Origin of the sequence: Pseudomonas sp. UMAB-08, assembly GCF_900095225.1 — a bacterium.
In the GTDB taxonomy this organism is placed as follows: Bacteria; Pseudomonadota; Gammaproteobacteria; order Pseudomonadales; family Pseudomonadaceae; genus Aquipseudomonas.
Genome location: NZ_LT607414.1, coordinates 661,918 through 683,073, shown reverse-complemented (window position 1 = coordinate 683,073; position 21,156 = coordinate 661,918). Strand labels below are relative to the sequence as shown.

General features: G+C 56.4%; 20 protein-coding genes. 13 read left to right on the top strand and 7 right to left on the bottom strand.

Going from position 1 to position 21,156, the window contains the following annotated elements; genetic code table 11:
* From K0F75_RS02915 to K0F75_RS02905, 3 genes are all read left to right on the top strand, one after another.
* Complete coding sequence (locus tag K0F75_RS02915; protein ID WP_219060270.1) at positions 1–606, top strand: arylesterase; 606 nt, start codon at positions 1–3, stop codon at positions 604–606.
* A 55-nt stretch (positions 607–661) separates the two neighbouring features.
* The gene (locus K0F75_RS02910) at positions 662–955 is read left to right on the top strand and encodes a hypothetical protein (RefSeq protein WP_219060268.1); all 294 of its coding nucleotides are present in this window, start codon (positions 662–664) and stop codon (positions 953–955) included.
* An 85-nt stretch (positions 956–1,040) separates the two neighbouring features.
* A complete protein-coding gene (locus K0F75_RS02905) occupies positions 1,041–2,003 on the top strand; it encodes a L,D-transpeptidase family protein (RefSeq protein ID WP_219060266.1) in 963 nt (320 codons plus the stop codon).
* A 139-nt stretch (positions 2,004–2,142) separates the two neighbouring features.
* Here the strand turns inward: K0F75_RS02905 and K0F75_RS02900 are convergent, their stop codons facing one another.
* Positions 2,143–2,394, bottom strand: coding sequence for an Lpp/OprI family alanine-zipper lipoprotein (locus tag K0F75_RS02900; RefSeq protein WP_219060265.1), 252 nt, complete (start codon positions 2,392–2,394; stop codon positions 2,143–2,145).
* 622 nt (positions 2,395–3,016) lie between these two features.
* On the opposite strand from K0F75_RS02900, the gene K0F75_RS02895 reads away from it, so the two are divergent.
* Complete coding sequence (locus K0F75_RS02895) at positions 3,017–3,298, top strand: GNAT family N-acetyltransferase (RefSeq protein WP_219060263.1); 282 nt, start codon at positions 3,017–3,019, stop codon at positions 3,296–3,298.
* Between the two features lie 65 nt (positions 3,299–3,363).
* Here the strand turns inward: K0F75_RS02895 and K0F75_RS02890 are convergent, their stop codons facing one another.
* Positions 3,364–4,440: a 3-deoxy-7-phosphoheptulonate synthase gene (locus tag K0F75_RS02890; protein ID WP_219060261.1), complete on the bottom strand. Its 1,077-nt coding sequence runs from the start codon at positions 4,438–4,440 to the stop codon at positions 3,364–3,366.
* A 276-nt stretch (positions 4,441–4,716) separates the two neighbouring features.
* Here K0F75_RS02890 and K0F75_RS02885 point away from each other — a divergent pair, with 276 nt between their 5' ends.
* The 5 genes from K0F75_RS02885 to cysB all read left to right on the top strand — a co-directional run bounded on the left by K0F75_RS02885 (position 4,717) and on the right by cysB (position 8,643).
* Positions 4,717–5,052 (top strand): co-chaperone YbbN, encoded by a 336-nt coding sequence (locus tag K0F75_RS02885; protein ID WP_257604241.1) that lies wholly within the window; start codon positions 4,717–4,719, stop codon positions 5,050–5,052.
* Positions 5,053–5,067: 15 nt separating this feature from the next.
* Complete coding sequence (locus K0F75_RS02880) at positions 5,068–6,021, top strand: putative 2-dehydropantoate 2-reductase (RefSeq protein ID WP_219060257.1); 954 nt, start codon at positions 5,068–5,070, stop codon at positions 6,019–6,021.
* Positions 6,022–6,042: 21 nt separating this feature from the next.
* Entirely contained in the window at positions 6,043–6,948 is a 906-nt protein-coding gene (locus tag K0F75_RS02875; protein WP_219060255.1) for a 5'-nucleotidase, read from the top strand.
* Between the two features lie 95 nt (positions 6,949–7,043).
* Complete coding sequence (locus K0F75_RS02870) at positions 7,044–7,532, top strand: universal stress protein (RefSeq protein WP_219060253.1); 489 nt, start codon at positions 7,044–7,046, stop codon at positions 7,530–7,532.
* 136 nt (positions 7,533–7,668) lie between these two features.
* Positions 7,669–8,643 carry an HTH-type transcriptional regulator CysB gene (gene cysB, locus K0F75_RS02865; RefSeq protein WP_219060251.1) on the top strand — a complete coding sequence of 325 codons (975 nt, stop codon included), beginning with the start codon at positions 7,669–7,671 and terminating at the stop codon, positions 8,641–8,643.
* Between the two features lie 74 nt (positions 8,644–8,717).
* Here the strand turns inward: cysB and K0F75_RS02860 are convergent, their stop codons facing one another.
* A complete protein-coding gene (locus tag K0F75_RS02860; protein ID WP_219060249.1) occupies positions 8,718–9,452 on the bottom strand; it encodes a phosphoadenylyl-sulfate reductase in 735 nt (244 codons plus the stop codon).
* Positions 9,453–9,618: 166 nt separating this feature from the next.
* Between K0F75_RS02860 and thrH the strand changes: the two genes are divergently transcribed.
* A complete protein-coding gene (gene thrH, locus K0F75_RS02855; protein ID WP_219060247.1) occupies positions 9,619–10,236 on the top strand; it encodes a bifunctional phosphoserine phosphatase/homoserine phosphotransferase ThrH in 618 nt (205 codons plus the stop codon).
* Positions 10,237–10,281: 45 nt separating this feature from the next.
* Here the strand turns inward: thrH and pabB are convergent, their stop codons facing one another.
* Entirely contained in the window at positions 10,282–11,625 is a 1,344-nt protein-coding gene (gene pabB, locus K0F75_RS02850) for an aminodeoxychorismate synthase component I (protein ID WP_219060373.1), read from the bottom strand.
* Positions 11,626–11,982: 357 nt separating this feature from the next.
* On the opposite strand from pabB, the gene K0F75_RS02845 reads away from it, so the two are divergent.
* From K0F75_RS02845 to K0F75_RS02835, 3 genes are all read left to right on the top strand, one after another.
* Positions 11,983–14,001, top strand: coding sequence for a hypothetical protein (locus K0F75_RS02845; protein WP_219060245.1), 2,019 nt, complete (start codon positions 11,983–11,985; stop codon positions 13,999–14,001).
* A 198-nt stretch (positions 14,002–14,199) separates the two neighbouring features.
* Positions 14,200–16,452 carry an autotransporter outer membrane beta-barrel domain-containing protein gene (locus tag K0F75_RS02840; protein WP_219060243.1) on the top strand — a complete coding sequence of 751 codons (2,253 nt, stop codon included), beginning with the start codon at positions 14,200–14,202 and terminating at the stop codon, positions 16,450–16,452.
* A 56-nt stretch (positions 16,453–16,508) separates the two neighbouring features.
* Positions 16,509–17,984 carry a hypothetical protein gene (locus K0F75_RS02835; RefSeq protein ID WP_219060241.1) on the top strand — a complete coding sequence of 492 codons (1,476 nt, stop codon included), beginning with the start codon at positions 16,509–16,511 and terminating at the stop codon, positions 17,982–17,984.
* A 117-nt stretch (positions 17,985–18,101) separates the two neighbouring features.
* Here the strand turns inward: K0F75_RS02835 and K0F75_RS02830 are convergent, their stop codons facing one another.
* Genes K0F75_RS02830 through K0F75_RS02820 form a run of 3 tightly spaced genes read right to left on the bottom strand, consistent with a single transcriptional unit; the run spans position 18,102 to position 21,147 of the window.
* The gene (locus tag K0F75_RS02830; RefSeq protein WP_219060371.1) at positions 18,102–19,070 is read right to left on the bottom strand and encodes an alpha-L-glutamate ligase-like protein; all 969 of its coding nucleotides are present in this window, start codon (positions 19,068–19,070) and stop codon (positions 18,102–18,104) included.
* Positions 19,070–20,605: an inactive transglutaminase family protein gene (locus K0F75_RS02825; RefSeq protein ID WP_219060240.1), complete on the bottom strand. Its 1,536-nt coding sequence runs from the start codon at positions 20,603–20,605 to the stop codon at positions 19,070–19,072. Before K0F75_RS02825 ends, K0F75_RS02830 begins: the two co-directional genes overlap by 1 nt.
* Positions 20,606–20,610: 5 nt before the next feature.
* Complete coding sequence (locus tag K0F75_RS02820; protein ID WP_219060369.1) at positions 20,611–21,147, bottom strand: ATP-dependent zinc protease; 537 nt, start codon at positions 21,145–21,147, stop codon at positions 20,611–20,613.
* Positions 21,148–21,156 lie beyond the last annotated feature (9 nt).

Below are 21,156 nucleotides of genomic sequence, written 5' to 3'. Positions count from 1 at the left end.
ATGCGTGCGTGGTTTTTAAGTGCTGGCCTGGTTTTGCTGTTGCTGTCTCAAGGAGCTGCGGCGGGCACAGTGCTGATCGTTGGCGATAGTATCAGCGCTGCTTTCGGCCTGGATACCCGGCTGGGCTGGGTATCATTGCTGGAGCAGCGCCTGCAGAAGGAGGGTTTCACCGATAAGGTGGTCAATGCCTCTGTCAGTGGCGACACCAGCGCTGGAGGCCAGGCGCGGCTGCCAGCGCTGCTTGCAGAGCATAGACCGCAGTTGGTAATCCTGGAGTTGGGCGGTAATGACGGCCTGCGCGGACAGCAACCTGCGCAATTGCAACAAAACCTTGCGGGCATGATTCAGCAGTCGCAAAAGGCGGGGGCCAAGGTGCTGCTTTTGGGGATGCGCTTACCGCCCAATTATGGCGCCCGCTATACCCAGGCTTTCGAGGCGGTCTACAGCAATCTGGCAGAGCAGGAAAAAGTCCCGTTGGTGCCGTTTTTCCTCGAGGGTGTGGGCGGTATTCCCGAGTTGATGCAGGCCGATGGTCTGCACCCGGCTGTCGCAGCACAGGGCAAGTTGCTGGAAAACGTCTGGCCGACGCTAAAACCGCTGCTTTGACGCTTTTCTAGCGGCGTACTTTGGGCTAAGGTGGCGCCCCGATTTGGAGCCCCCGATGCCGCGTCCCGCCTGGTCTTTATTTGCCTATCAACTGATCGAGCCTGATGAGCAACTCGACTTGTTCGCGTGCCAGGAAGTGCGGGTGCATCTGGTCGCGCGCCAGCTTGAGTTGGGCGGCTCGATCGACCGCACATTGTGTGGCACGTTGTTGCCAGCCCAGCCGCGCTGGTCGGGTGTCAATTCGGCAAAGCTTCGTGATGAGCGCCTGTGTTCGCTGTGCCGGGCGATTCTCGAGGCTCAAAAACGAGGCACGCGTCCTATTTGGCCAGAGCTTCGATTCAGTCAGTGAATCGTTAGCTACCTCCCGATTTTATGGTCGGCGGTGTACAATTCCGTCACTTTACTTCCCGTCGCTTTTCCCAAGGATTTCCCGGATGTTGTCGCGCATTCCTGCCGTCGCTCGCTGTCTGTCACTTGCTGCGCTCTGTGCGGCAGGCCCCGTCGCTGCATTAGAGTTCCCTCTGCCCCCTCCGGGCGAAGATATTGTCGGTCAGGTTCAGACCGTGACCGCTAAATATGAAGATACCTTCGCCGACTTGGGTACCCGCTACGACTTGGGTTATCTAGAGATGATCGCGGCTAACCCTGGTGTCGACGCATGGTTGCCCGGGGCTGGTACCCAGATCGTATTGCCGACGCGTTTCGTGCTGCCGCCTGGTCCGCGTGAAGGCATCGTGATCAACCTGGCCGAGTACCGTCTTTACTATTACCCCAAAGGCTTGAACGTGGTTCATACCTATCCGTTGGGGATTGGTCGTGAAGGTTGGGGTTCGCCTCTCGCGTTGACCAAAGTGACGGCGAAGACCCCGAATCCAACCTGGACGCCGCCCGCTTCGATCAAGGCCGAGCACGCAGCGGATAATGATCCGCTGCCTAGCGTCGTACCGGCCGGTCCTGACAACCCGTTGGGGCCGTTCAAATTCAGTCTCGGCCTACCGGGTTACCTGATCCACGGTTCGAACAAGAAATTCGGTATTGGCATGCGTACCAGTCACGGCTGCTTCCGCATGTACAACAACAACGTGCTGGAGATGGCAGGTATGGTGCCGATCGGTACGCCGGTGCGAATCTTGAACGAACCCTACAAATTCGGCATCAGTGGCGGCAAGGTCTATCTGGAAGCGCATACGCCGCTGGACGACAAGGGCAATCCATCGGTCGTCGACAAGCACACCGCAGTGATCAATGCGTTGCTCAAACGTGAGGATCTGGCCAACAACCTGCGTATGAACTGGGACGTGGTGCGGGACGTGGTAGCTGCTGAGGATGGCATGCCGGTTGAAATCGCGGTGCCGAGCGGGTCGGTGGTATCGAGCGAACCGCTCAATATGCAGTAATCTCTTGCAAGCGAACCCGTCTGCCGTGCCTTGAACGCGAAGGCTGGGTAGGCGGGTTTTTTATTGCCTGGAGTAAAACCAAGGCAATAAAAAAGCCGATCCAGAACTGGATCGGCTTTTCAATAATCTCGAAAGATTATTACTTACGGCTTGCTTTGTCCAACATACGCAGAGCGCGTTCGTTGGCTTCGTCAGCAGTTTGCTGAGCTTTTTGAGCAGCAGCCAGAGCTTCATCAGCCTTGCGATAGGCTTCATCAGCGCGTGCTTGGGAGCGAGCGGCTGCGTCTTCGGTAGCAGTCAGACGAGCTTCGGTTTCTTTGGAGACGCTGCTGCAACCAGTAGCCAGAATTGCGGCCAGAGCCAAAGCAGAGAATTTCAGAGCGTTGTTCATCGTGTTCACCTTCCAGGACTTTCTAATGAATAGTCATCTCTCGAAAGTGAGAAAATGACCGCGGTACATACTACCCATTGTTTGTAGTAAGTAAACTGAGGAAGCGCAAGAAGCGGGCAAATTTCTTGTGTTTTAAACTGTTCCGAACAACTTCTCGGGGAATTTGTATGAAAATTATCCAATCGTCAGCATCAACTTGGTGGCGTTCGTTCTGAATCGGGCAGGGCTCAAGGACGCCCTAGACCGGGTAAAGAAGAGAATAGACGATTTGCGGGCTAGTATATGGCGCCTCCCCACCGGGCCCATGTTCCGTGTCAGTCATGAGTTTGCTTTTTTGCGCGGGTACGCGGGTGACTTTCTCATCGCGAACTCGTCTCAATCGACAGCATCCGGCAATGTTCACATCTACTGTCGGAGCGACCGTCGGATTTTTTAGCGCCTCCCCTGCAACAGCTTGAGCAAATACCGAAATGACGCCTACTATTTGCAGGTGCTCGTGTGCAGGAGAATAGCAAAGCTGTTCTCGATGTCCAAAACAGGCACAGGGGTGGCGTAGAGGTTCCTTCGCCGGAAAAACATCGGTAAGGTAGGGGTCTAATTTCAAGACCCGCGAGGAGCAGTGATGAGCGAGGCGTTGTCCATCCACCATGACCATGTTGGCCATCAGTTCGAGACCAATGTGGACGGCCATCGTGCCTATCTGACTTATATGGACCTAGGTAAGCAGACCCTGGATATCTATCGGACGTTTGTGCCCAATGCCCTGCGAGGCCGAGGTATCGCTGCTGCATTGACCGAGCAGGCGCTCGCGTATGCCGACAGCATGGGCTACACAGTGATTCCTTCTTGCTCGTATGTTGAGCGGTACATGGAACGTCACCAGCGACATGCGGCAAAAATCTGATCAGGATGCCGCCACGATAATGAAAAACGCCGAGCATTTGCTCGGCGTTTTTGTTTCGGCAGCAATCAGTCGCGTTGGCGCTTGGGCAGCACGTCCTTGAGTTTGGCATGCATGCTGCGCAGGGTTTTCTCAGTGTTTTCCCAATCGATGCAGGCATCGGTGACGGACACGCCGTATTGCAGCTCTTCGAGGTTTTTTGGGATCGACTGGCTGCCCCAGTTCAAGTTGCTTTCAACCATCAGGCCGATGATTGACTGGTTGCCTTCGAGGATCTGGTTAGCAACGTTTTCCATTACCAGCGGTTGCAGGGCCGGGTCCTTGTTGGAGTTGGCGTGGCTGCAGTCGACCATAATGTTAGGGCGAATACCGGCCTTGTTCAGCGCCTGCTCGCATACGGCGACACTGACCGAGTCGTAGTTAGGCTTGCCATTGCCGCCGCGCAAAACCACATGACCGTAGGCGTTGCCTTTGGTGGTGACAATGGATACCCCGCCTTCCTGGTTGATGCCCAGGAAGCGATGGGGGCTGGAGACCGACTGCAAGGCGTTGATGGCAACGGTCAGACCGCCGTCAGTGCCATTCTTGAAGCCAACGGCTGAAGACAGGCCGGAAGCCATCTCGCGGTGGGTTTGTGATTCAGTGGTGCGTGCGCCGATGGCCGACCAACTGATCAAATCCTGCAAGTACTGCGGGGAGATCGGGTCAAGGGCTTCAGTGGCTGCTGGCAGGCCCATTTCAGCCAGATCAAGCAGCAGCTTGCGACCAATGTGCAGACCGTCCTGAATCTTGAACGAGTCATCCATATACGGGTCATTGATCAGGCCTTTCCAGCCCACGGTTGTGCGCGGTTTCTCGAAATACACGCGCATCACCAGGTACATGGTGTCCGACACTTCAGCGGCAAGGGCCTTGAGGCGATTGGCGTATTCGTGGGCAGCCTTGATGTCATGGATCGAGCACGGCCCGATCACGACGAACAGGCGGTGATCCTTGCCATCGAGGATGTTGCGGATCACTTCGCGGCCCTTGGTCACCGTACGCAGAGCAGCTTCTGTAAGCGGGAGTTCGCGCTTGAGCTGATCTGGTGTGATCAGGGTTTCATTGGAAGCAACGTTGAGGTCGTCAATCGGTAAATCAGCCATCGTGTTACTCGTCAGGTCACGGGTGCTGGCCGCCAACGATCCCCGTGCGGCGGAGCCCAGCACGATTGAGCACAGCGGGGACCGGAACCTTAGCGCGTTATCCGGTTGTTCGACAATGGGCAAACGCGGCTTTAATCCCGGCGGCATGGCCTGATCGCTATCTTTGGCGGACAGATGTGGTGTCGAAAAAGACTAGGCCGTACGCGATTCAAAGAGGAATTTGCAAGCGGGCCCGTCGGGACGGATAGTGTGCAGCCAGTCTTCAGGAGGTCTTTTGTGAACGAATTGGAACTGACCGACTTCGATGTAGATCAGCGTTTGCTGACGTTGCCGGGCACCTCGCTGGTCATTTTTACCAGCGTCGGGTGTGCCAGTTGTCGCTGGGCCAGGGACGCGTTGCCCCGCCTCGATCTGCCTGTCGAGCGTGTGTGCTGGATTGACGCCGCTGAAAATGGGGGCGTGGTTCAGCGTTATCAGGTGTTCCATCTGCCGGCGTTGTTTGTGGTGCGTGACGGTGAATTCTATGGGGCTTTGCATGCCCGATTGACGTTGTCCGAGCTCCGCGCGGGCTTGAATCGGGTGTTGAGTATTGATGCTGAAGAGTTGCCATGACGGGGAGTTGCCAGGGTGAGTAAAGCGATACGGGTACGGATCGGAATTATAGGCACCGGTGCGATTGGCGGTTTTTACGGTTTGATGCTGTCTCGCGCCGGCTTTGATGTGCATTTTCTATTGCGCAATGAGTTTGCGGCGGTGGCACACAATGGCCTGCATCTGGACAGTGCCGTTCATGGTGCTCTGACCTTGAATCCGGTGCAGGCTTATTCCTCGGCTGCGGATATGCCGCCTTGTGATTGGTTGCTGGTCGGTACTAAAACCACCAGCAATGCGGACCTTGCACCGATCATCACCCAGGCTGCAGCGCCCGGCGCGAAAGTCCTGTTGCTGCAAAATGGTCTGGGTGTCGAGGACGATCTGCAGTCATTGTTGCCAGCGTCGCTGCACCTGTTGGGTGGTTTGTGCTTTGTTTGTGTCCACCGAACTGCGCCGGGGGTTATCACGCATCAGGCGTTGGGTGCGGTAAATCTCGGGTACCACAGCGGTCCGGCAACTGACGCGGCATCTCGGCTGAGCATCACCGAGGAGGGGGCCGAGCTGTTTCGCAAGGCCGGGCTGGAATCCCAGGCGACGCCCAGCCTGGCTCAGGCGCGCTGGCAGAAACTGGTCTGGAACGTCCCGTATAACGGTCTGTCCGTGCTGCTGAGGGCGAGCACCACGCCGTTAATGGGCGACGCGAATAGCCGCGAGTTGATTCAGGCAGTGATGAGCGAAGTGGTGCAAGGGGCTCGGGCATGTGGGCATGCCTTGCCCGAGGGGTACGCCGAACATTTGTTTGCCGTGACAGAAAAAATGCCGGATTACAGACCAAGCATGTACCTTGATTTTCTGGAAAAACGACCCCTGGAGTTGGAAGCTATCTATGCCAAGCCATTGGCGGCAGCGCTGAACGCCGGGCATGAGATGCCCAGGATTCGCGCGTTGTACCAGGCATTGGCCTTCATCGATAGGCGTAACGGCTGACACAGCCAGGCAGGGTGATATATGGCTACAGGTCTAGGTAAAAAATTGGTCCTGGCGATTTCATCGCGAGCGCTATTCGATCTGCGCGAAAGCCATGCGGTGTACGAGACTGAGGGTGTGGGGGCGTATCGCCAATACCAGATCGAGCATGAGGATGAGATCCTCGAACAGGGCGATGCCTACCTGTTGGTGGAGAAACTCCTTAGCCTGAATGCGAGGCTGGAGACGTCGCGGGTCGAAGTCATTCTGGTTTCGCGCAACAGCGCCGATACGGGGCTGCGGGTATTCAACTCGATCCAGCATTATGGCCTGGACATCACGCGTGCTGCTTTCGTCGGAGGGCGTAGCCCTTATCCGTATCTGGCGGCGTTTGGCTGTCATTTGTTTCTCTCGACCCACGCCGAGGATGTGCGCAGCGCTCTGGACGCCGGCTTTGCCGCAGCGACGATTCTGTCTGGCGGCGCACGCCGTGCGGCCAGTGCCGAATTGCGCATTGCGTTTGATGGCGACGCGGTGCTGTTTTCCGACGAGTCCGAGCGAGTCTATCAATCCGACGGGCTGGAAGCGTTTCAGGCCAGTGAGCGTGAGTCAGCGCGCGAGCCGTTACGTGGAGGTCCGTTCAAGCCCTTTCTTGCCGCGCTGAACCTGTTGCAGCGCGAGTTTCCCGAGGACGCTTGCCCGATCCGTACCGCGCTGGTTACCGCGCGCTCTGCGCCAGCGCATGAGCGGGTGATTCGCACATTGCGGGAATGGAATATTCGCCTGGACGAGTCGCTGTTTCTGGGCGGTCTGGAAAAATCGGCCTTTCTTGAAGCCTTCGCCGCCGATGTGTTTTTTGACGATCAGCCTGGGCATTGCGAAAAGGCGCGTGATGTCGTTGCGACGGGGCATGTGCCGCACGGCATCAGCAATGAAGTAAAACCGTGAGCCTTTGTTTCCTCGTGAGATAGCGGCCGCCGCAGTCGTCAAGGCGCTGCTAAGCTCAGTCAATCTCCGCCACTATTGGCAATCGAGGAGGTCGTATGATTCGTTCAATGCTGTATGCCACTGACCTCGGTCTTTATGCGCCTTATGTCTTGCAACATGCCTTGGCGCTGGCGCGAACCTTCAATGCCGAGCTGAATGTGATCCATGCGGTGGAGCCCATAGGGTTGTTCGCCGAGTCGGTTTTGCAGAGCTATCTTGATGAGGACACGTTGAAAGAGTTGCACACCCAAGGCTTGAACACCGTCATGGAAACGATTGAGCAGCGCGTTCTGAATGGCTTTCGAGACGAGTTAGGCGAAGGTCATCAGGACCTGGCGTTGATTCGCACGGTGCGGGTGATTCAGGGGGATCCTTCCAATGTGATCCTCGAGCAAGCGCAAAAGCTGGCCGTCGATCTGTTGATCGTCGGCAGCCACAGCCGTGGCACAGAAGGCGATACGCCACTGGGCCGTACCGTCGCCAGGGTTCTGCAGTTGTCGGAGGTTCCGGTCTACATGGTGCCCATGCATCGTGGGCGCGAATAAGTCTGTGTATCGCTGAAATTGAGCGTGCCATTGCTCTGTAAAAGTGATAAAAAGTTCTAGCTTTATCGGTTCAACCATTAATATAGTTATATACCGTCGCTGATGACCGTGGCGTCTACTGCTTTGAGGGATACATATGAAGCTTCAACAATTGCGCTACATCTGGGAAGTGGCGCACCACGACCTCAACGTTTCCGCGACGGCTCAGAGTCTGTATACCTCGCAGCCAGGGATCAGCAAGCAGATTCGCTTGCTGGAAGACGAACTGGGCGTCGAAGTCTTTGCTCGCAGCGGCAAACACTTGACCCGGGTCACGCCGGCCGGTGAAAGAATCATTACTACCGCTGGCGAGATCCTGCGCAAAGTCGAGAGCATCAAGCAGATTGCCCAAGAGTTTTCCAACGAGAAAAAAGGCACGCTGTCGATTGCGACCACTCACACCCAGGCGCGTTATGCCTTGCCGCCGGTGATCAGCAGTTTCATCAAGCAATACCCGGACGTCGCGCTGCACATGCATCAGGGCTCGCCGATGCAGATCGCCGAAATGGCCGCAGATGGCACTGTGGATTTCGCTATCGCGACTGAAGCGCTGGAGTTGTTCGGTGATCTGGTGATGATGCCGTGCTACCGCTGGAACCGATGCGTCGTCGTGCCACAAGGCCATCCGCTGACCAAGGTGCCAAAGCTGACACTGGAAGTGCTGGCCGAATACCCTATCGTGACCTATGTCTTTGGTTTTACCGGTCGGTCAAAGCTGGACGAAGCGTTCAGCCACCGTGGCCTGACCCCTAAAGTGGTGTTCACTGCCGCCGATGCTGACGTGATAAAAACCTACGTCCGTCTGGGCCTGGGTGTCGGTATCGTGGCGAAAATGGCAGTAGACGCCAAGCTCGATAGTGATCTGGTGGTGCTTGATGCCAGCGAACTGTTCGAAGCGAGCATCACCAAGATCGGTTTCCGTCGCGGTACCTTCCTGCGTGGTTTCATGTGCGACTTCATCGAGAAGTTCGCGCCGCACCTGACTCGCGAAGTGATGGCCAAAGCCATCCAGTGCCATAACAAGCAAGAGCTCGAAGAGTTGTTCGAGGGTGTCGAATTGCCAGTGCACTGATTGCGATCAAGGCGGTGTGCCTGGCACACCGCATCAAACCCTTCGCGAGTAGATTCGCGAAGGTGGTGTCAGCCTTACACCTTGGCGATCAGGTTCCCTGAGTGCAGTCCGCACTCTTTCTGCGTGGACTCTTCCCACCACCAACGGCCTTCGCGTTCATGCTGGTTCGGCAGCACGGGGCGCGTGCAAGGCTCGCAGCCGATGCTGATGAAGCCGCGCTCATGCAAGGTGTTGTAAGGCAACTCCAGCATGCGGATATAACCCCAGATCTCTTCGCTGGTCATTTGCGCCAACGGGTTGAATTTGTACAGCGCACGCTCAGGGGTGGAGAAGGCGCTGTCGATTTCCAGGACGGCAACCTCGCTGCGGGTGCTCGGGCTCTGGTCCCGGCGTTGACCGGTGGCCCAGGCCTTGACCCCTGCCAGCTTACGGCGCAACGGCTGGATTTTGCGGATACCGCAGCATTCGCCATGGCCATCCTTGTAGAAACTGAACAAACCCTTTTCCTTGACGAACGGTTCGAGCACGCGCTGATCCGGCGAAATCAGCTCGATATCAATTTTGTAATGCTCACGCGTCTGTTCGATGAACCGATAGGTTTCCGGGTGCAGGCGCCCCGTGTCCAGGCTGAACACTTTGACGTTCTTGTTCAGCTTCCAGGCCATGTCCACCAGCACCACATCTTCGGCACCGCTGAATGAGATCCACAACTCATCACCGAAATGCTCGAAAGCCAGTTTCAGGATGTCCTGTGCAGATTTGTTGGCGTAAGTCGCTGCAAGTTCGGCGACGTTGAAGGGTTGGCTCATCAGGCGGCTTCCTAACAGGTATGGCGCTTCGCGCTCGTAATGGTTGCAATAGTAACAAAATCTTTTGGGCAATTGCCGGTTGGCGTAGGTGCTGCGCTGCTGGAAATAATTGATCAGACGACCTAAAGTGCCGCTTCTTTTTTGAAGTCCCCTCTAGGAGTGTTCTGTGGAAATTGCCTGTCTCGACCTGGAAGGCGTGCTGGTCCCGGAGATCTGGATCGCCTTTGCTGAAAAAACCGGTATCGAATCGCTGAGGGCGACCACCCGGGATATTCCCGATTACGACGTACTGATGAAGCAGCGTCTGCGGATTCTCGATGAGCACGGCTTGAAGCTTTCTGATATTCAGGAAGTGATCGCGACCCTCAGCCCGCTGGACGGCGCCATCGAATTCGTCAACTGGCTGCGCGAGCGTTTCCAGGTGGTGATTCTGTCGGACACCTTCTACGAATTTTCTCAGCCACTGATGCGTCAGCTGGGCTTCCCGACCTTGCTCTGCCATCGTCTGATCACCGACGAGACGGACCGTGTCGCCAGCTATCAGCTGCGTCAGAAAGACCCGAAACGTCAGTCGGTTCTGGCGTTCAAGAGTCTGTACTATCGTGTCATCGCGGCCGGTGATTCGTACAACGACACCACCATGCTCGGTGAGGCAGACGCAGGCATTCTGTTCCATGCGCCGGAAAACGTGATCCGCGAATTTCCGCAGTTTCCAGCCGTGCACACCTTCGAGGACCTGAAGAAAGAATTCCTCAAGGCGTCGAACCGTGAATTGAGTCTGTAAGGCTGCACCGGTAGCGCGCTGGTCGCAAAGGCCAGCACGTTACGCTTAAAGAGCCTGCAACGTATCGAGCAGCACTCGCACCTTGGTGATTGACTCTTGGTATTCGGCTTCGCACTCCGAATCGGCGACAATGCCGCCGCCGCCCCAGCACGAAACACGTCCATCCTTGACCAGCAGGCTGCGAATGGCGATGGAACTGTCCATCTCTCCACGCACATCCAGATACATCAATGATCCGCAGTACAGCGTCCGACGCGTGGGCTCCAGCTCGTCGATAATCTGCATCGCTCGAATTTTCGGCGCGCCGGTGATCGAACCTCCGGGGAAGCTGCCGGCGATCAGGTCCAGCGAATCCTTATCCGCAGCCAGTTCTCCCGTCACGCTGCTCACCAAGTGATGCACGTTCGGGTAACTTTCCAGGCTGAACAGTTCCGGGACTGTCACCGAGCCAGTCTTGCAACTGCGGCCCAGATCATTTCGCAGCAAATCGACGATCATCAGGTTTTCGGCACGGTCCTTCGGGCTGTTCAGCAACTCGGCGGCATAGGCGGCGTCTTGCGCCATGTCCTTGCTACGCGGGCGGGTACCTTTGATCGGGCGGGTTTCCACTTTACGGTGACTGACTTGCACAAAACGTTCCGGAGACAGGCTCAGCAGGGCGTTGTTGTCAGGCAAGGTCATGAAGCCGGAAAAGGGCGTCGGGCAGGCCCTGCGCAAGGCGCAGTAAGCCGCCCAGGGGTCGCCTTGGCAATCGGCCTGGAAGCGTTGGGCAAAATTGACTTGATAACAGTCGCCGGACTGGATGTAGGCCTGAATGCGCATAAACGCGCTGCGGTAATCACGTTCAGTCAGGTCGGCCTTGAAGGCACCGATCAGTTTGAAGGTCGCCGAGTCAGCGGCAGGCACGTGTGAAAACAGCGTGAGCAAGCGCTGCCGTTCGCTGTCGGGCAATGCAGGATGGAACACCAATTGACTGGTGCCTTGCTGGTGATCGCTGATCATCGCCCACGCATAAACACCGAGGCGCGCATCAGGCAGTTGCAGATCATCGATGGCGTGGGCGGGCAGAGGCTCCAGACGCCGACCAAAATCGTAACTGAGGTAGCCGATCAACCCACCTGCAAATGGCAGTGGACAGTCTTCGGGCAGTTGCGCGGTGCCTAGCTGCTCGAGACTTTGACGCAGGCGTTGGAGGAAGCCGCTGCCGGTTTCCTCAGGCTGCACCAGCAACTGCTCTACAGGCCATGCGCTGAGCAGATCGAACAGTCCGCGGTCGGCGGTCGGCCTGCCGCTGTCAAGCAGCACGGCCCCCGGAGCATGGCGAACTCTCGAGAAATACTCGGCGGGGTTGGCGCGGTACGGCAGCGGGTATACGGAACAGGTCAGCATTCGCAGAAAATCGGTCATCGGTGTGAGGGCGGGGATTGTAATCCTCTACCGAGCGGTGTCCTAGGGGCATCTCGCAGAGGGTTCGGCGCCAAAATGAAACAGACGTGCCGCATCGGAGAAACTATTGCCGTTAAGCCGCCATGTCTAACCGCAGGTTTCGACGTCGTATGGGCGCTGCAGGACCTTACCGTTCAGCGGAATTCACTCGGAAAGACGGCCTACCTGTCATTTCTGACAGTATCCAGCGGAAGTAATCGGCGTTCTAATTTCGATCAGGTCTTGACCGACCTGGCAGCGCGGTATGTTTGCAGTTGCCTCCTTTCTACCGCGTTGCATCGAACAGCCATGGGCTCAGGTATGGCTGAAATGGACTTGCAGGGAGCATTCAACATGGCACTTTCGAAAAAAAAACTAAACGCAGAAGAGGCACGCCGAAATTATTGGCAGAGCCGGGCTGAAACCAGGGCTGATCTTACGGTGCCTGAGGTAAGTGGAATCATAGATGCCACGGACGGTACGTTGGATTCGACCGTGCTTGGAGACGATCTGGCGGTAAAAATCCCGGCATGGAAGGTTTTGCCGGAGTACCCTGAAGACGTCGACAATGTCACCTTGCAGTGGGCTTATGTAAACCCCGATGACACTCTAGAACCCTATGTTGACGTCGGCACAGCATCTTTTCCGGGACCACTGACGTCAGCCGATTTCCCACAGGAGATGTCAATTCCGAAGCGACATCTGGCAGATGGCCGTTATCAGCTCCGCTATAAACTCGAGTCTTGGATTGGCGGCGCTCCCAACTTATCGGTTGTGCTCCCCTTGATCTGCGACAAGACAGCCCCTTATGGCGACGACGAGCCTCCTTCTTTGGTATTGCCGGAGGACACCATTACCGACGGGTATCTGGAGGACAACGGCGATCAGGTCATCGGCACCGTGCCCGGCTATCCAGACTGGCAAGACGGGGACACCGTTTCATTCTGGTGGGAAAAGTCACCTCTGCCCAGCGATCCCGATTTGTCACCTGTTGCTACCATTCGCGTGGTCGGGCCGGCAAATACCGACCAAGAGGTCATTTTTCCAGCGGACTATATCAAGGAAAAGGGTGATGGCGCTGTAGTCGCCTTTTATTCGTTGCACGATAAGGCTGGCAACCGGAGCCGTTATCCAAAGACACTCACCCCCACGAGCGTTGCGCTCGGCCCTATACCGCTCGACCTGCAAGATCCGGTAGTGCCCTTTGCAGACGACGATGGCCTGATTGATCTCAATGATGCGATCGCGAATGTGAGGGTGCAGATACCTGCGTTTACCGGCTTCCATGTGGGTGGAGACGACCAGATTGAACTCACGTGGGGAACGACAGAGGTAGCGCTTTATCCGGTCGGAGCTTCTCCTGTATTCCCTTTGGAGATCTCAGTACCTGCACAAATACTCCGGGCTGAATATGGTTCAGCCAGCGGCGCGTTAACCACGAATGTCAGCTATCGGGTAATGCGCGGCACTCAGCCCAGTGAGCAAACACCAGAGACGACAGTCGACGTCGACTTTTCAGTGATAGGTCCGGCAAGGCCTGACGATGATCCTGAGTGGCCAAATCCGGTTAACACAGCCCTTCCCGTGGCCGTCGTCAGAGGTAGAGTGTCAAATACCCCAGACAAACTGACAGAGGCCGACAAAGATCAACCTGCTGACCTCGAATTTGATTTGTATGGCCCTTTGAACGCGGGCGAATACATTGAATTTTATTGGGACGCAGAGCTGGTCAGCGAAGCGACCTATACCATTGCCCCTGGCGATGCCTCAGGCGGTTTTAAGAAAGTTACCATTCCATGGTCTTACATCCAGCACGCCGGCAATAAACCGGTACCGGTGCACTACCGCATCGGCAGTCCGGGTTCGACCAATGAACAACAGTCGGAAACTACCGTTGTCGAGGTCACTGCCGTCGTTATCACTCCGGACGCGCCCACGTACCCGGATCGTTATCCTGGCAACGGTTATCTCAATTGCAGCTCATTGGATGGGCCAGATCATGCCATACGGGTACAAGTCCCTGACCTGTCTGTCTATTTGAAGTCTGGCGATACGGTGACCCTGATTTGGGAACCGTATTCGAAGCGAACCGGAGGAGTGTTGATTAATGACGCGGTTAAAACAGAAGAGATCGAACTCACTGCGGAGACTGTCAAAGGTTTTATCTGGAGGGTTCAGCCCTACAGTGACCATATTGCACCCATCTATCTTGTCGGTGGTTCAGCGGGTCTTGGTCGGACAAGGTATGAGTTCAAACTGAACGGGGTAGACGTCGTCTCGGAAACAGAACAAGCCGTTGTTGGCATGTTTGATGGAAGCGGTGTCTGCGAACTTTCTTGAAGCGTTTTCCAGTGTGGTGTTGGGGCTGATTAGGCGCAATAAAGCGGCGGAAGAAGTTTCCTACTTATCTGTAGGAAGATGCCTACATTTATTTGGGATATTAAAATGTAGGCTCTCCGCCGCTGCAGTTCGGCCTGAGTGATTTTTGTCGGGTTGGACTCTTTCGACGTCAATCATCGACTCCAGGGATGATCAACAATGCCACGATCCATTCAATACACTTACGCACCGCTGGCGCGCGCGCTGAAGATGATTTCCATTGCGCCGTTTATGGTGATGAGTTCACAGGGGTTGGCGACACCGATTACCGGCGATAGAACCATCGACAGTTCTTACGCCGTTGACAGTTATGAGGTGAGTGCAGGTGGCATCCTGACCGCCAACGGCGCGAACACCTACGCTATCAGTGCGTTGGATTCGACCATTTATCTCAATCACTCGGTTGTCACGGCAACCAGTGCCTTTGGCGTAACGCTGACCGGGAGTAAGGCCACTATTGTCGGCGGCAGTGTCAGCGGTACCGGTACGGGGTTACGTTTAAATTCCGGTGGTTTGAAAGCCGCTTCGGCAGACGTGAGCGGTAGCAAGATCATGGGGGGTGTATCGGGTGCGTTGATCGGTGAAGGCAACTCTCTGACGTTGCATGACACTCAGGTCACAGGCACCAATGAAATCAGTACGGGCATACAAGTGTTTGGCGCTACGCTCAAGGCCACATCGAGTACGATTATTGGCGGCACCAACGGTATGAGCTTGCGCTCTGTCTCCGCGAGCACCCCTGCCAGCACGGTGACACTGGACGACACCAAGGTCGTGGGCCAGAACGGCTCGGCCATTGTTGTACGGGGTGATGCCGCAGGGGGCGGAATAGCAGCGAATATCACGGTGAGCAACGGTTCGAGCCTGACCGGTGGTAATGGCGTCATGCTGGATGTGCAGCGCGGCGGTGTTTTGAGCCTGGCCGTTAATAACAGCGCGCTGACCGGTAATATCCAGCTAACCGGCAACAGCACGGCCAAGGTCACTCTTGACCAAAGCACTATGCTCGGTGACGTGACCGCCGAGGCTGGCAGCACGGCGAATGTTGTGCTCAAGAATCAGTCGGTCTTGACCGGACGGCTGGAGAACGTGGCCAGCCTGAGCGTAAACAGTAACGCCCAATGGGTAATGATTGGCGATGGCTCGGTAGCCGACGTGTCGATGAATGGTGGCTCGATCAAATTTGGCGATCCGACGGCGTTTCACACCCTGTCAGTGGGCACCTTGTCTGGCAGCGGTACGTTTGTGATGGATGCCAATTTCGCCACGGGTCAGGCTGATTTTTTGAACGTTACCGGCACCGCGTCGGGCAACCATAACCTGCTGATCGGCAGCAGCGGCAATGACCCGCTGACCGACAACAGGCTTCATGTAGTGCATATCGCCGGTGGCGATGCCCAGTTTTCATTGCTCAACGGCCCGGTCGATCTGGGCACATTTTCCTACGGGCTGACACAGCGTGGCGATGATTGGTACCTCAATACGCAAACTCGGGCTATCAGCCCTGGCGCGCGTTCGGTGCTGGCATTGTTCAATGCCGCACCCACCGTCTGGTACGGCGAGCTCAGCACACTGCGCAGCCGCATGGGCGAAGTGCGCATGGACGCTGGCAAGACGGGCGGCTGGATACGTGCCTACGGTAATAAATACAATGTATCTGCGGTTTCCGGAACAGGTTACCAGCAGACTCAGCAGGGGATTTCCTTCGGTGCAGATGCACCGTTGCCGGTGGGTGACGGCCAGTGGCTGGCGGGCTTGATGGGCGGATACAGCAAGTCCGATCTGGATTTACAGCGCGGCACATCCGGTACGGTCGACAGTTATTATGTGGGTGCCTACACCACCTGGCTCGATGAACAGAGCGGTTATTACTTCGATGGCGTACTCAAGTTCAACCGTTTCCAAAATGAGTCCAGCGTGGCGTTGAGCGATGGTCATCGTGCAAAGGGCGATTACGATAATAATGGCGTGGGCGCATCGCTGGAGTTTGGTCGGCATATCACGCTTGATAACGACTACTTCATCGAACCTTATACCCAATTGTCCGGGGTGATCATTCAAGGCAAGGATTACAACCTCGACAATGGTTTGTCCGGGCAAGGCGATCGCACGGGCTCCCTGCTGGGTAAGTTGGGCTCCACCGCTGGGCGTAACTTCAACATGGGGAACGGTCAGGTGATCCAGCCCTATGTGCGTATTGCCTACGTTCATGAGTTTGCCGACACTAACAAAGTGCACGTCAATGACAATGTTTTCAATAATGACCTGTCTGGCTCGCGGGGTGAGTTGGGCACGGGTATTGCCGTGTCGTTGGCCGACCGGTTGCAAGTGCATGCCGATTTTGACTACAGCAATGGCGACAACATTGAACAGCCTTGGGGTGCCAACGTCGGGGTTCGTTATAGCTGGTAACTGACTGCGTCATGGAGGGCCATGATGGCCTTCTGTTTATTCAAGGAGAGCAGATAATGCACAGTTCCGATAATCGAGGCGACGATAAGGCCCTTAAGCTCCCGAGTGTGGGGGCCATCCTTGGCAATATTCCTGGCGGGCAAGAAAACCTGTTGCCCGCCAGCGCACTGCAAGACCCCTTGCGCGTTGATGTTCCCATGTGGTTGAACTCGGAACCGGCGCCCGATGAGCCGGAACATCTTTACCTGTATTGGAATGGCGATAAGGTCGCCGAAAAAACCTGGACCAAGCCCGTTCTGCCTGGCGAGCTTTTCTTGATGGTTGAACCACGGTATTTGAGCGCAGCAGGCACGCATCGTCTGCACTACGAAGTAATGACGTTCAACGGCGGCTTAGCCTCTTCTGACCCGCTGGTGCTCACCATCGCCTCTTCCCCCGCCCTTGGCGGTGATCAGGGGCGATTGTTGTTTGATAAAGAGGTCGTCAGCGGCGGGGTAACGGCCCACTACCTTGAGACGCACGGCGACAAAGTCCTGGCTGAAGTGCCCACTTACAACAGGGTTTGGGCAGGCGATACCCTGAGCTGGTACTGGGATCAGAAGCTCTACACTGACGAATGGGTCGGTTCAAGAACATTGACCCAAGCCGATACCTTGAAGCCGTTACTTCTCACGTTTGAAGGCAAAATGATTCGTGAGCGTGGTGAGGGTGATCGATTTGTGCATTATAAGGTAGAGGATCGGGCGGGTAATAACAGCGGGCACTCGCGCCCCGCTAACGTGGAGGCCGTTCCCGCTCCGCGTGACCTGCCCTGGCCTGTTGTCGACGGCGCGACGGGCACTGGACAGGAGGTGGTGCTGGACCCGTTCGATGCAGAGGAAGGCGCGACGGTGGTGATAGCGGATACGGTGGTCATCAAGCCGAACGAGCAGCTATGGGTGCAGTGGGGCGAGCCAGGCAGTTTGGGGGCTTTTCGAACGGCGACACCCATCGTCGCCGGTGCGCGTCGCTATTACATTCCAAAAGAATATGTTGCGCGACACATCGGCAAGGCGCTGTCGGTGTACTACGACGTTGTGGGTCCCGAGGGGACGTTACGGTCCGAGATTCGTCAACTAAAGATAACAACGCTCGATCCTGGGGTACTTCCGATCACTCAATGCAGCCACGTCATCTACCAAAATGGGCAAGCAGTGGTGAACTGGCGGGATATCCCCTCCGAAGGCCTGAAGCTGACGCTGAAACCCTGGCCCTTGATGACGAGGGACCAGCATATCTGGATCAGGGTGTTTGGGCAGACGATTATGGGGTGGCGTGAATGGGTTGCAGTCCATAAGCGCCCGCTCGCGGCCCAGGAGTTGGTTGCAGGTGTCGGTGGGACAGACAATCTGACGGTATCAAAATCGTGGCTTGGGGGTCTGATCCCTGATCAAGGGTTCTTGGTCTTGGTGTATGTGAGTTTCGATTCCGGGATTACCTGGCCGGACAGCTCGAATTTTCCAACGCTGCACGTTGTGTTCTCTACCGATTAGCTTTGTAGGGGGGGGCAGATTCTGTATGGCTCGAGTTTGCTCGGTACAGCACCGGGACGGCAGTTCTCGGATTGGCGTCTCGACAGGGGCATTGTGCGGAGGGGCGGGGAGCAACAATTATTTTAAACCAAACAGTTCCTGCACAAAGCGCACCCGCTCTTCCACGGTTTCCTGCTCGCCATTCAGCGCCAACTGCTCGAGGCGAGCTTCGACGGCATGAGCCCGGTGGGTCAGACCGCAGTCGTTGGCGATCTGGATATTCAGGCCCGGGCGGGCGTTGAGCTCGAGAATCAGCGGGCCTTTATCCTGATCCAGGACCATGTCGACGCCGATGTAACCCAGTCCGCACAGCTCATAACAGCCCGCGGCGAGTTTCATGAAGCCGTCCCAGTTCGGCAACTGCACGCCATCCACGGAATTGGTGGTGTCCGGGTGTTTGCTGATGATGGTGTTCTGCCAGGTGCCGCGTAATGTCAGGCCGGTGGCGAGGTCGACACCAACGCCGATGGCGCCCTGGTGCAGGTTGGCCTTGCCATTTGACTGACGCGTCGGCAAGCGCAGCATGGCCATGATCGGGTAGCCCATCAGCACGATGACGCGGATGTCGGGCACGCCTTCATAGCTGATGCTCTTGAAGATCTGGTCCGGTGTGACCCGGTACTCGATCAGGGCGCGATCACGGTGCCCGCCCAGTGAGTACAGGCCGGTAAGGATGCTGGACACCTGATGTTCGATCTCTTCGTGGCTGATGATTCTGCCCGAAATCGTGCGAAACCGGTCTTCGAATCGGTCAGCAATCACCAGAATACCGTCGCCACCCGCGCCTTGGGCGGGCTTGATCACGAAGTCGTTGCGCCCGCCGATGATCTCGTCGAGTTTGTCGATTTCCTTCTCGGTGGAAATGACCCCGTACATCTCCGGCACATGGATGCCGGCCATGATCGCCCGTTCTTTGGTAATGATCTTGTCATCGACGATCGGGTACAGACTGCGCTTGTTGTACTTGAGCACGTAATCCGCGTTGCGCCGGTTGATACCCATGATGCCCTTGGCTTCCAGGGCCTTCCAGGTCTTCCAGAAGCCGATCATTTTGTCTCGTCCTTAAGGAACGCCTTGAAGCGCATCAGCTCGGTCAGGCGGTAGCCGCGATAACGTCCCATCGCCAGCATGAAGCCCACCAGAATCAACAGTACGGCAGGGAAGGTGAAGACGAAGTAGGTCAGCTCTGGCACGCTCATGATCAGGTGCGCCAGGGAGGCGGCGAACAGTGTACCGATGGCGACTTTCATTGCATGGCCGCTGCCACGCTCTTCCCAGGTGATCGACAGGCGCTCGATGGTCATGGTCAGAATCACCATCGGGAACAGCGCCACCGACAAGCCACGCTCAAGGCCGAGCTTGTGGCTGAACAGGCTGATGGCCGCGATCAGCACCACGACAAAGGTCAACACCACCGACAATCGCGGCAGCATTTGCAGTTTCAAATGCTCAAGATAGGAGCGCAATGACAGGCCGAGCGCGGTGATGATCGTAAACAGCACGATACCAAAGCCCAACTGTGTCTCTCGGAACGCCAGGGCGATCAGCACCGGGGTGAAGGTGCCGAGGGTCTCCAGGCCGACAAGGTTGCGCAAGATCAGGATCACCAGCACGCCAATCGGGATCATGACCATGATCATGAACGTCTGCTGGGTTTGTAGCGGCAGCCCGTATAGCGAGTAGCCGAGGAAGTGATCGTCAGTGTTTGCATCGGTCAGCTTGGCCAGGCGGATCGCGTTCATTTCACTGTTGTTGAGGGTGAAGTTGACCGTGGCTTTTTTCCCGCCTTCGACGCTGACCAGGTTCTCATCGCCGATCCACCACGTCAGCCGATCTGTCGGCAGACCTTGTTCGCCGTTGTCCGGGTTGAAGTACAACCAGTCTTTGCCATTGAAGCTGCGCAGCCACAACTCGGGGGTCTGAGGCTGATCGGTCGTCAGGCGTATGGTGTGCAGTTTTTCGACCGGCACGTGGGCAATGGACAGCAATAACTCAGTGATTCGAGCCTTGTTCGAGGTCGATGTGTCACCCGCCAGCAGCAGCTTTACGTTGTCGTCGCTGAGATTATTGACGCGCTTGATGGCTTCGGTGACAAAGGTTTCGATATCCGCCGAGTGCTGGCGGATAGGTTCGAGCAGGGCTTCGGCGGCAATTTTTTCCGGGCCTTCGATGGCGATGCTGTCACGGAAAACCGAGCCTTTGATCTTGGGTTTGTCGCCGCTGTAGCGTTTGGTCAATACCAGGCGGTAGTAAAGTGTCTGATTACCAGTGGCGCGTCGGGCCGACCAGGTGACTTTGCGGTTGCCGTCGACGCGGTTGACGCTGACACCGTAATTGTTGGAGATGAAGCTCTCGTTGAGGCTGACGTAGTCGTGGCTCAGGGGCGGCACGAACATCTGGATCTTGACCGGGTCTTTGGTGTTGGCGACGAACTCGACTTTGGCGTCGATGTTCCACAAGTCGTCCGTTTCATCCTCGGTCACCGGAATGCCGAGAACGAAAATCTGATAAGCCGTGATCGCGATCCCCAGTGTCACCAGGACAGTAATCAGGATTTTCAGATGGAGGGTAATCGAGCGCATGGGTATTACTCTGCGGTATGAGCGTCGGTGGCGCAGGCAGGCTTGCCCGCTGCGTATTTAAGACTCGGATCGACCAGCGCATCAAAGCGTTTGAGTGCTTCGGAGCCTATCAAAAGCGGGTATTGGAATGCACTTCGGTCAGTCAAGTTCACTTCGATGCTGCGAATAGCCGTCCCCATGCACACATCCAGGTTGATAACCGGGCGCGCGGTGTACTTTTTTTCATCGTCAGGGTCGTAATCGCCGGCGCGGCGCTTGATCTTGCTGACCCGGGCCAGCGGTCGCTCGATCGGGTGGGCGTGGGCATCGTCGATGGCCAGATAGAAGCGCACCCAGGTTTCGCCATTGCGTTTGAAACGCTTGATGTCGCGGGCGCTGAGGGAGGCGGTTTTTGCGCCGGTGTCGAGTTTTGCCGCGACTTGCAGATCGATGTCGGAGAGTGTGGCGTATTCGTTAAGGCCATACACAGTCTTGTCAGCCGCAGCGCTTACACCGGGTAAAAGGAACAAACAGAATAATGTGGGGAAGGGCTTGAGTCTCATAAATCCTGG

Excerpts from the sequence above, each read along its gene's own strand:
- K0F75_RS02895 (WP_219060263.1), top strand. The coding sequence starts at position 3,017 with ATGAGCGAGGCGTTGTCCATCCACCATGACCATGTTGGCCATCAGTTC.
- K0F75_RS02860 (WP_219060249.1), bottom strand. The coding sequence starts at position 9,452 with ATGAGCCAACCCTTCAACGTCGCCGAACTTGCAGCGACTTACGCCAAC.
- K0F75_RS02915 (WP_219060270.1), top strand. The coding sequence starts at position 1 with ATGCGTGCGTGGTTTTTAAGTGCTGGCCTGGTTTTGCTGTTGCTGTCT.
- K0F75_RS02910 (WP_219060268.1), top strand. The coding sequence starts at position 662 with ATGCCGCGTCCCGCCTGGTCTTTATTTGCCTATCAACTGATCGAGCCT.
- K0F75_RS02875 (WP_219060255.1), top strand. The coding sequence starts at position 6,043 with ATGGCTACAGGTCTAGGTAAAAAATTGGTCCTGGCGATTTCATCGCGA.
- K0F75_RS02905 (WP_219060266.1), top strand. The coding sequence starts at position 1,041 with ATGTTGTCGCGCATTCCTGCCGTCGCTCGCTGTCTGTCACTTGCTGCG.
- pabB (WP_219060373.1), bottom strand. The coding sequence starts at position 11,625 with ATGCTGACCTGTTCCGTATACCCGCTGCCGTACCGCGCCAACCCCGCC.
- K0F75_RS02890 (WP_219060261.1), bottom strand. The coding sequence starts at position 4,440 with ATGGCTGATTTACCGATTGACGACCTCAACGTTGCTTCCAATGAAACC.
- K0F75_RS02825 (WP_219060240.1), bottom strand. The coding sequence starts at position 20,605 with ATGCGCTCGATTACCCTCCATCTGAAAATCCTGATTACTGTCCTGGTG.
- K0F75_RS02870 (WP_219060253.1), top strand. The coding sequence starts at position 7,044 with ATGATTCGTTCAATGCTGTATGCCACTGACCTCGGTCTTTATGCGCCT.
- K0F75_RS02835 (WP_219060241.1), top strand. The coding sequence starts at position 16,509 with ATGCACAGTTCCGATAATCGAGGCGACGATAAGGCCCTTAAGCTCCCG.
- cysB (WP_219060251.1), top strand. The coding sequence starts at position 7,669 with ATGAAGCTTCAACAATTGCGCTACATCTGGGAAGTGGCGCACCACGAC.
- K0F75_RS02840 (WP_219060243.1), top strand. The coding sequence starts at position 14,200 with ATGCCACGATCCATTCAATACACTTACGCACCGCTGGCGCGCGCGCTG.
- K0F75_RS02820 (WP_219060369.1), bottom strand. The coding sequence starts at position 21,147 with ATGAGACTCAAGCCCTTCCCCACATTATTCTGTTTGTTCCTTTTACCC.
- K0F75_RS02845 (WP_219060245.1), top strand. The coding sequence starts at position 11,983 with ATGGCTGAAATGGACTTGCAGGGAGCATTCAACATGGCACTTTCGAAA.
- K0F75_RS02900 (WP_219060265.1), bottom strand. The coding sequence starts at position 2,394 with ATGAACAACGCTCTGAAATTCTCTGCTTTGGCTCTGGCCGCAATTCTG.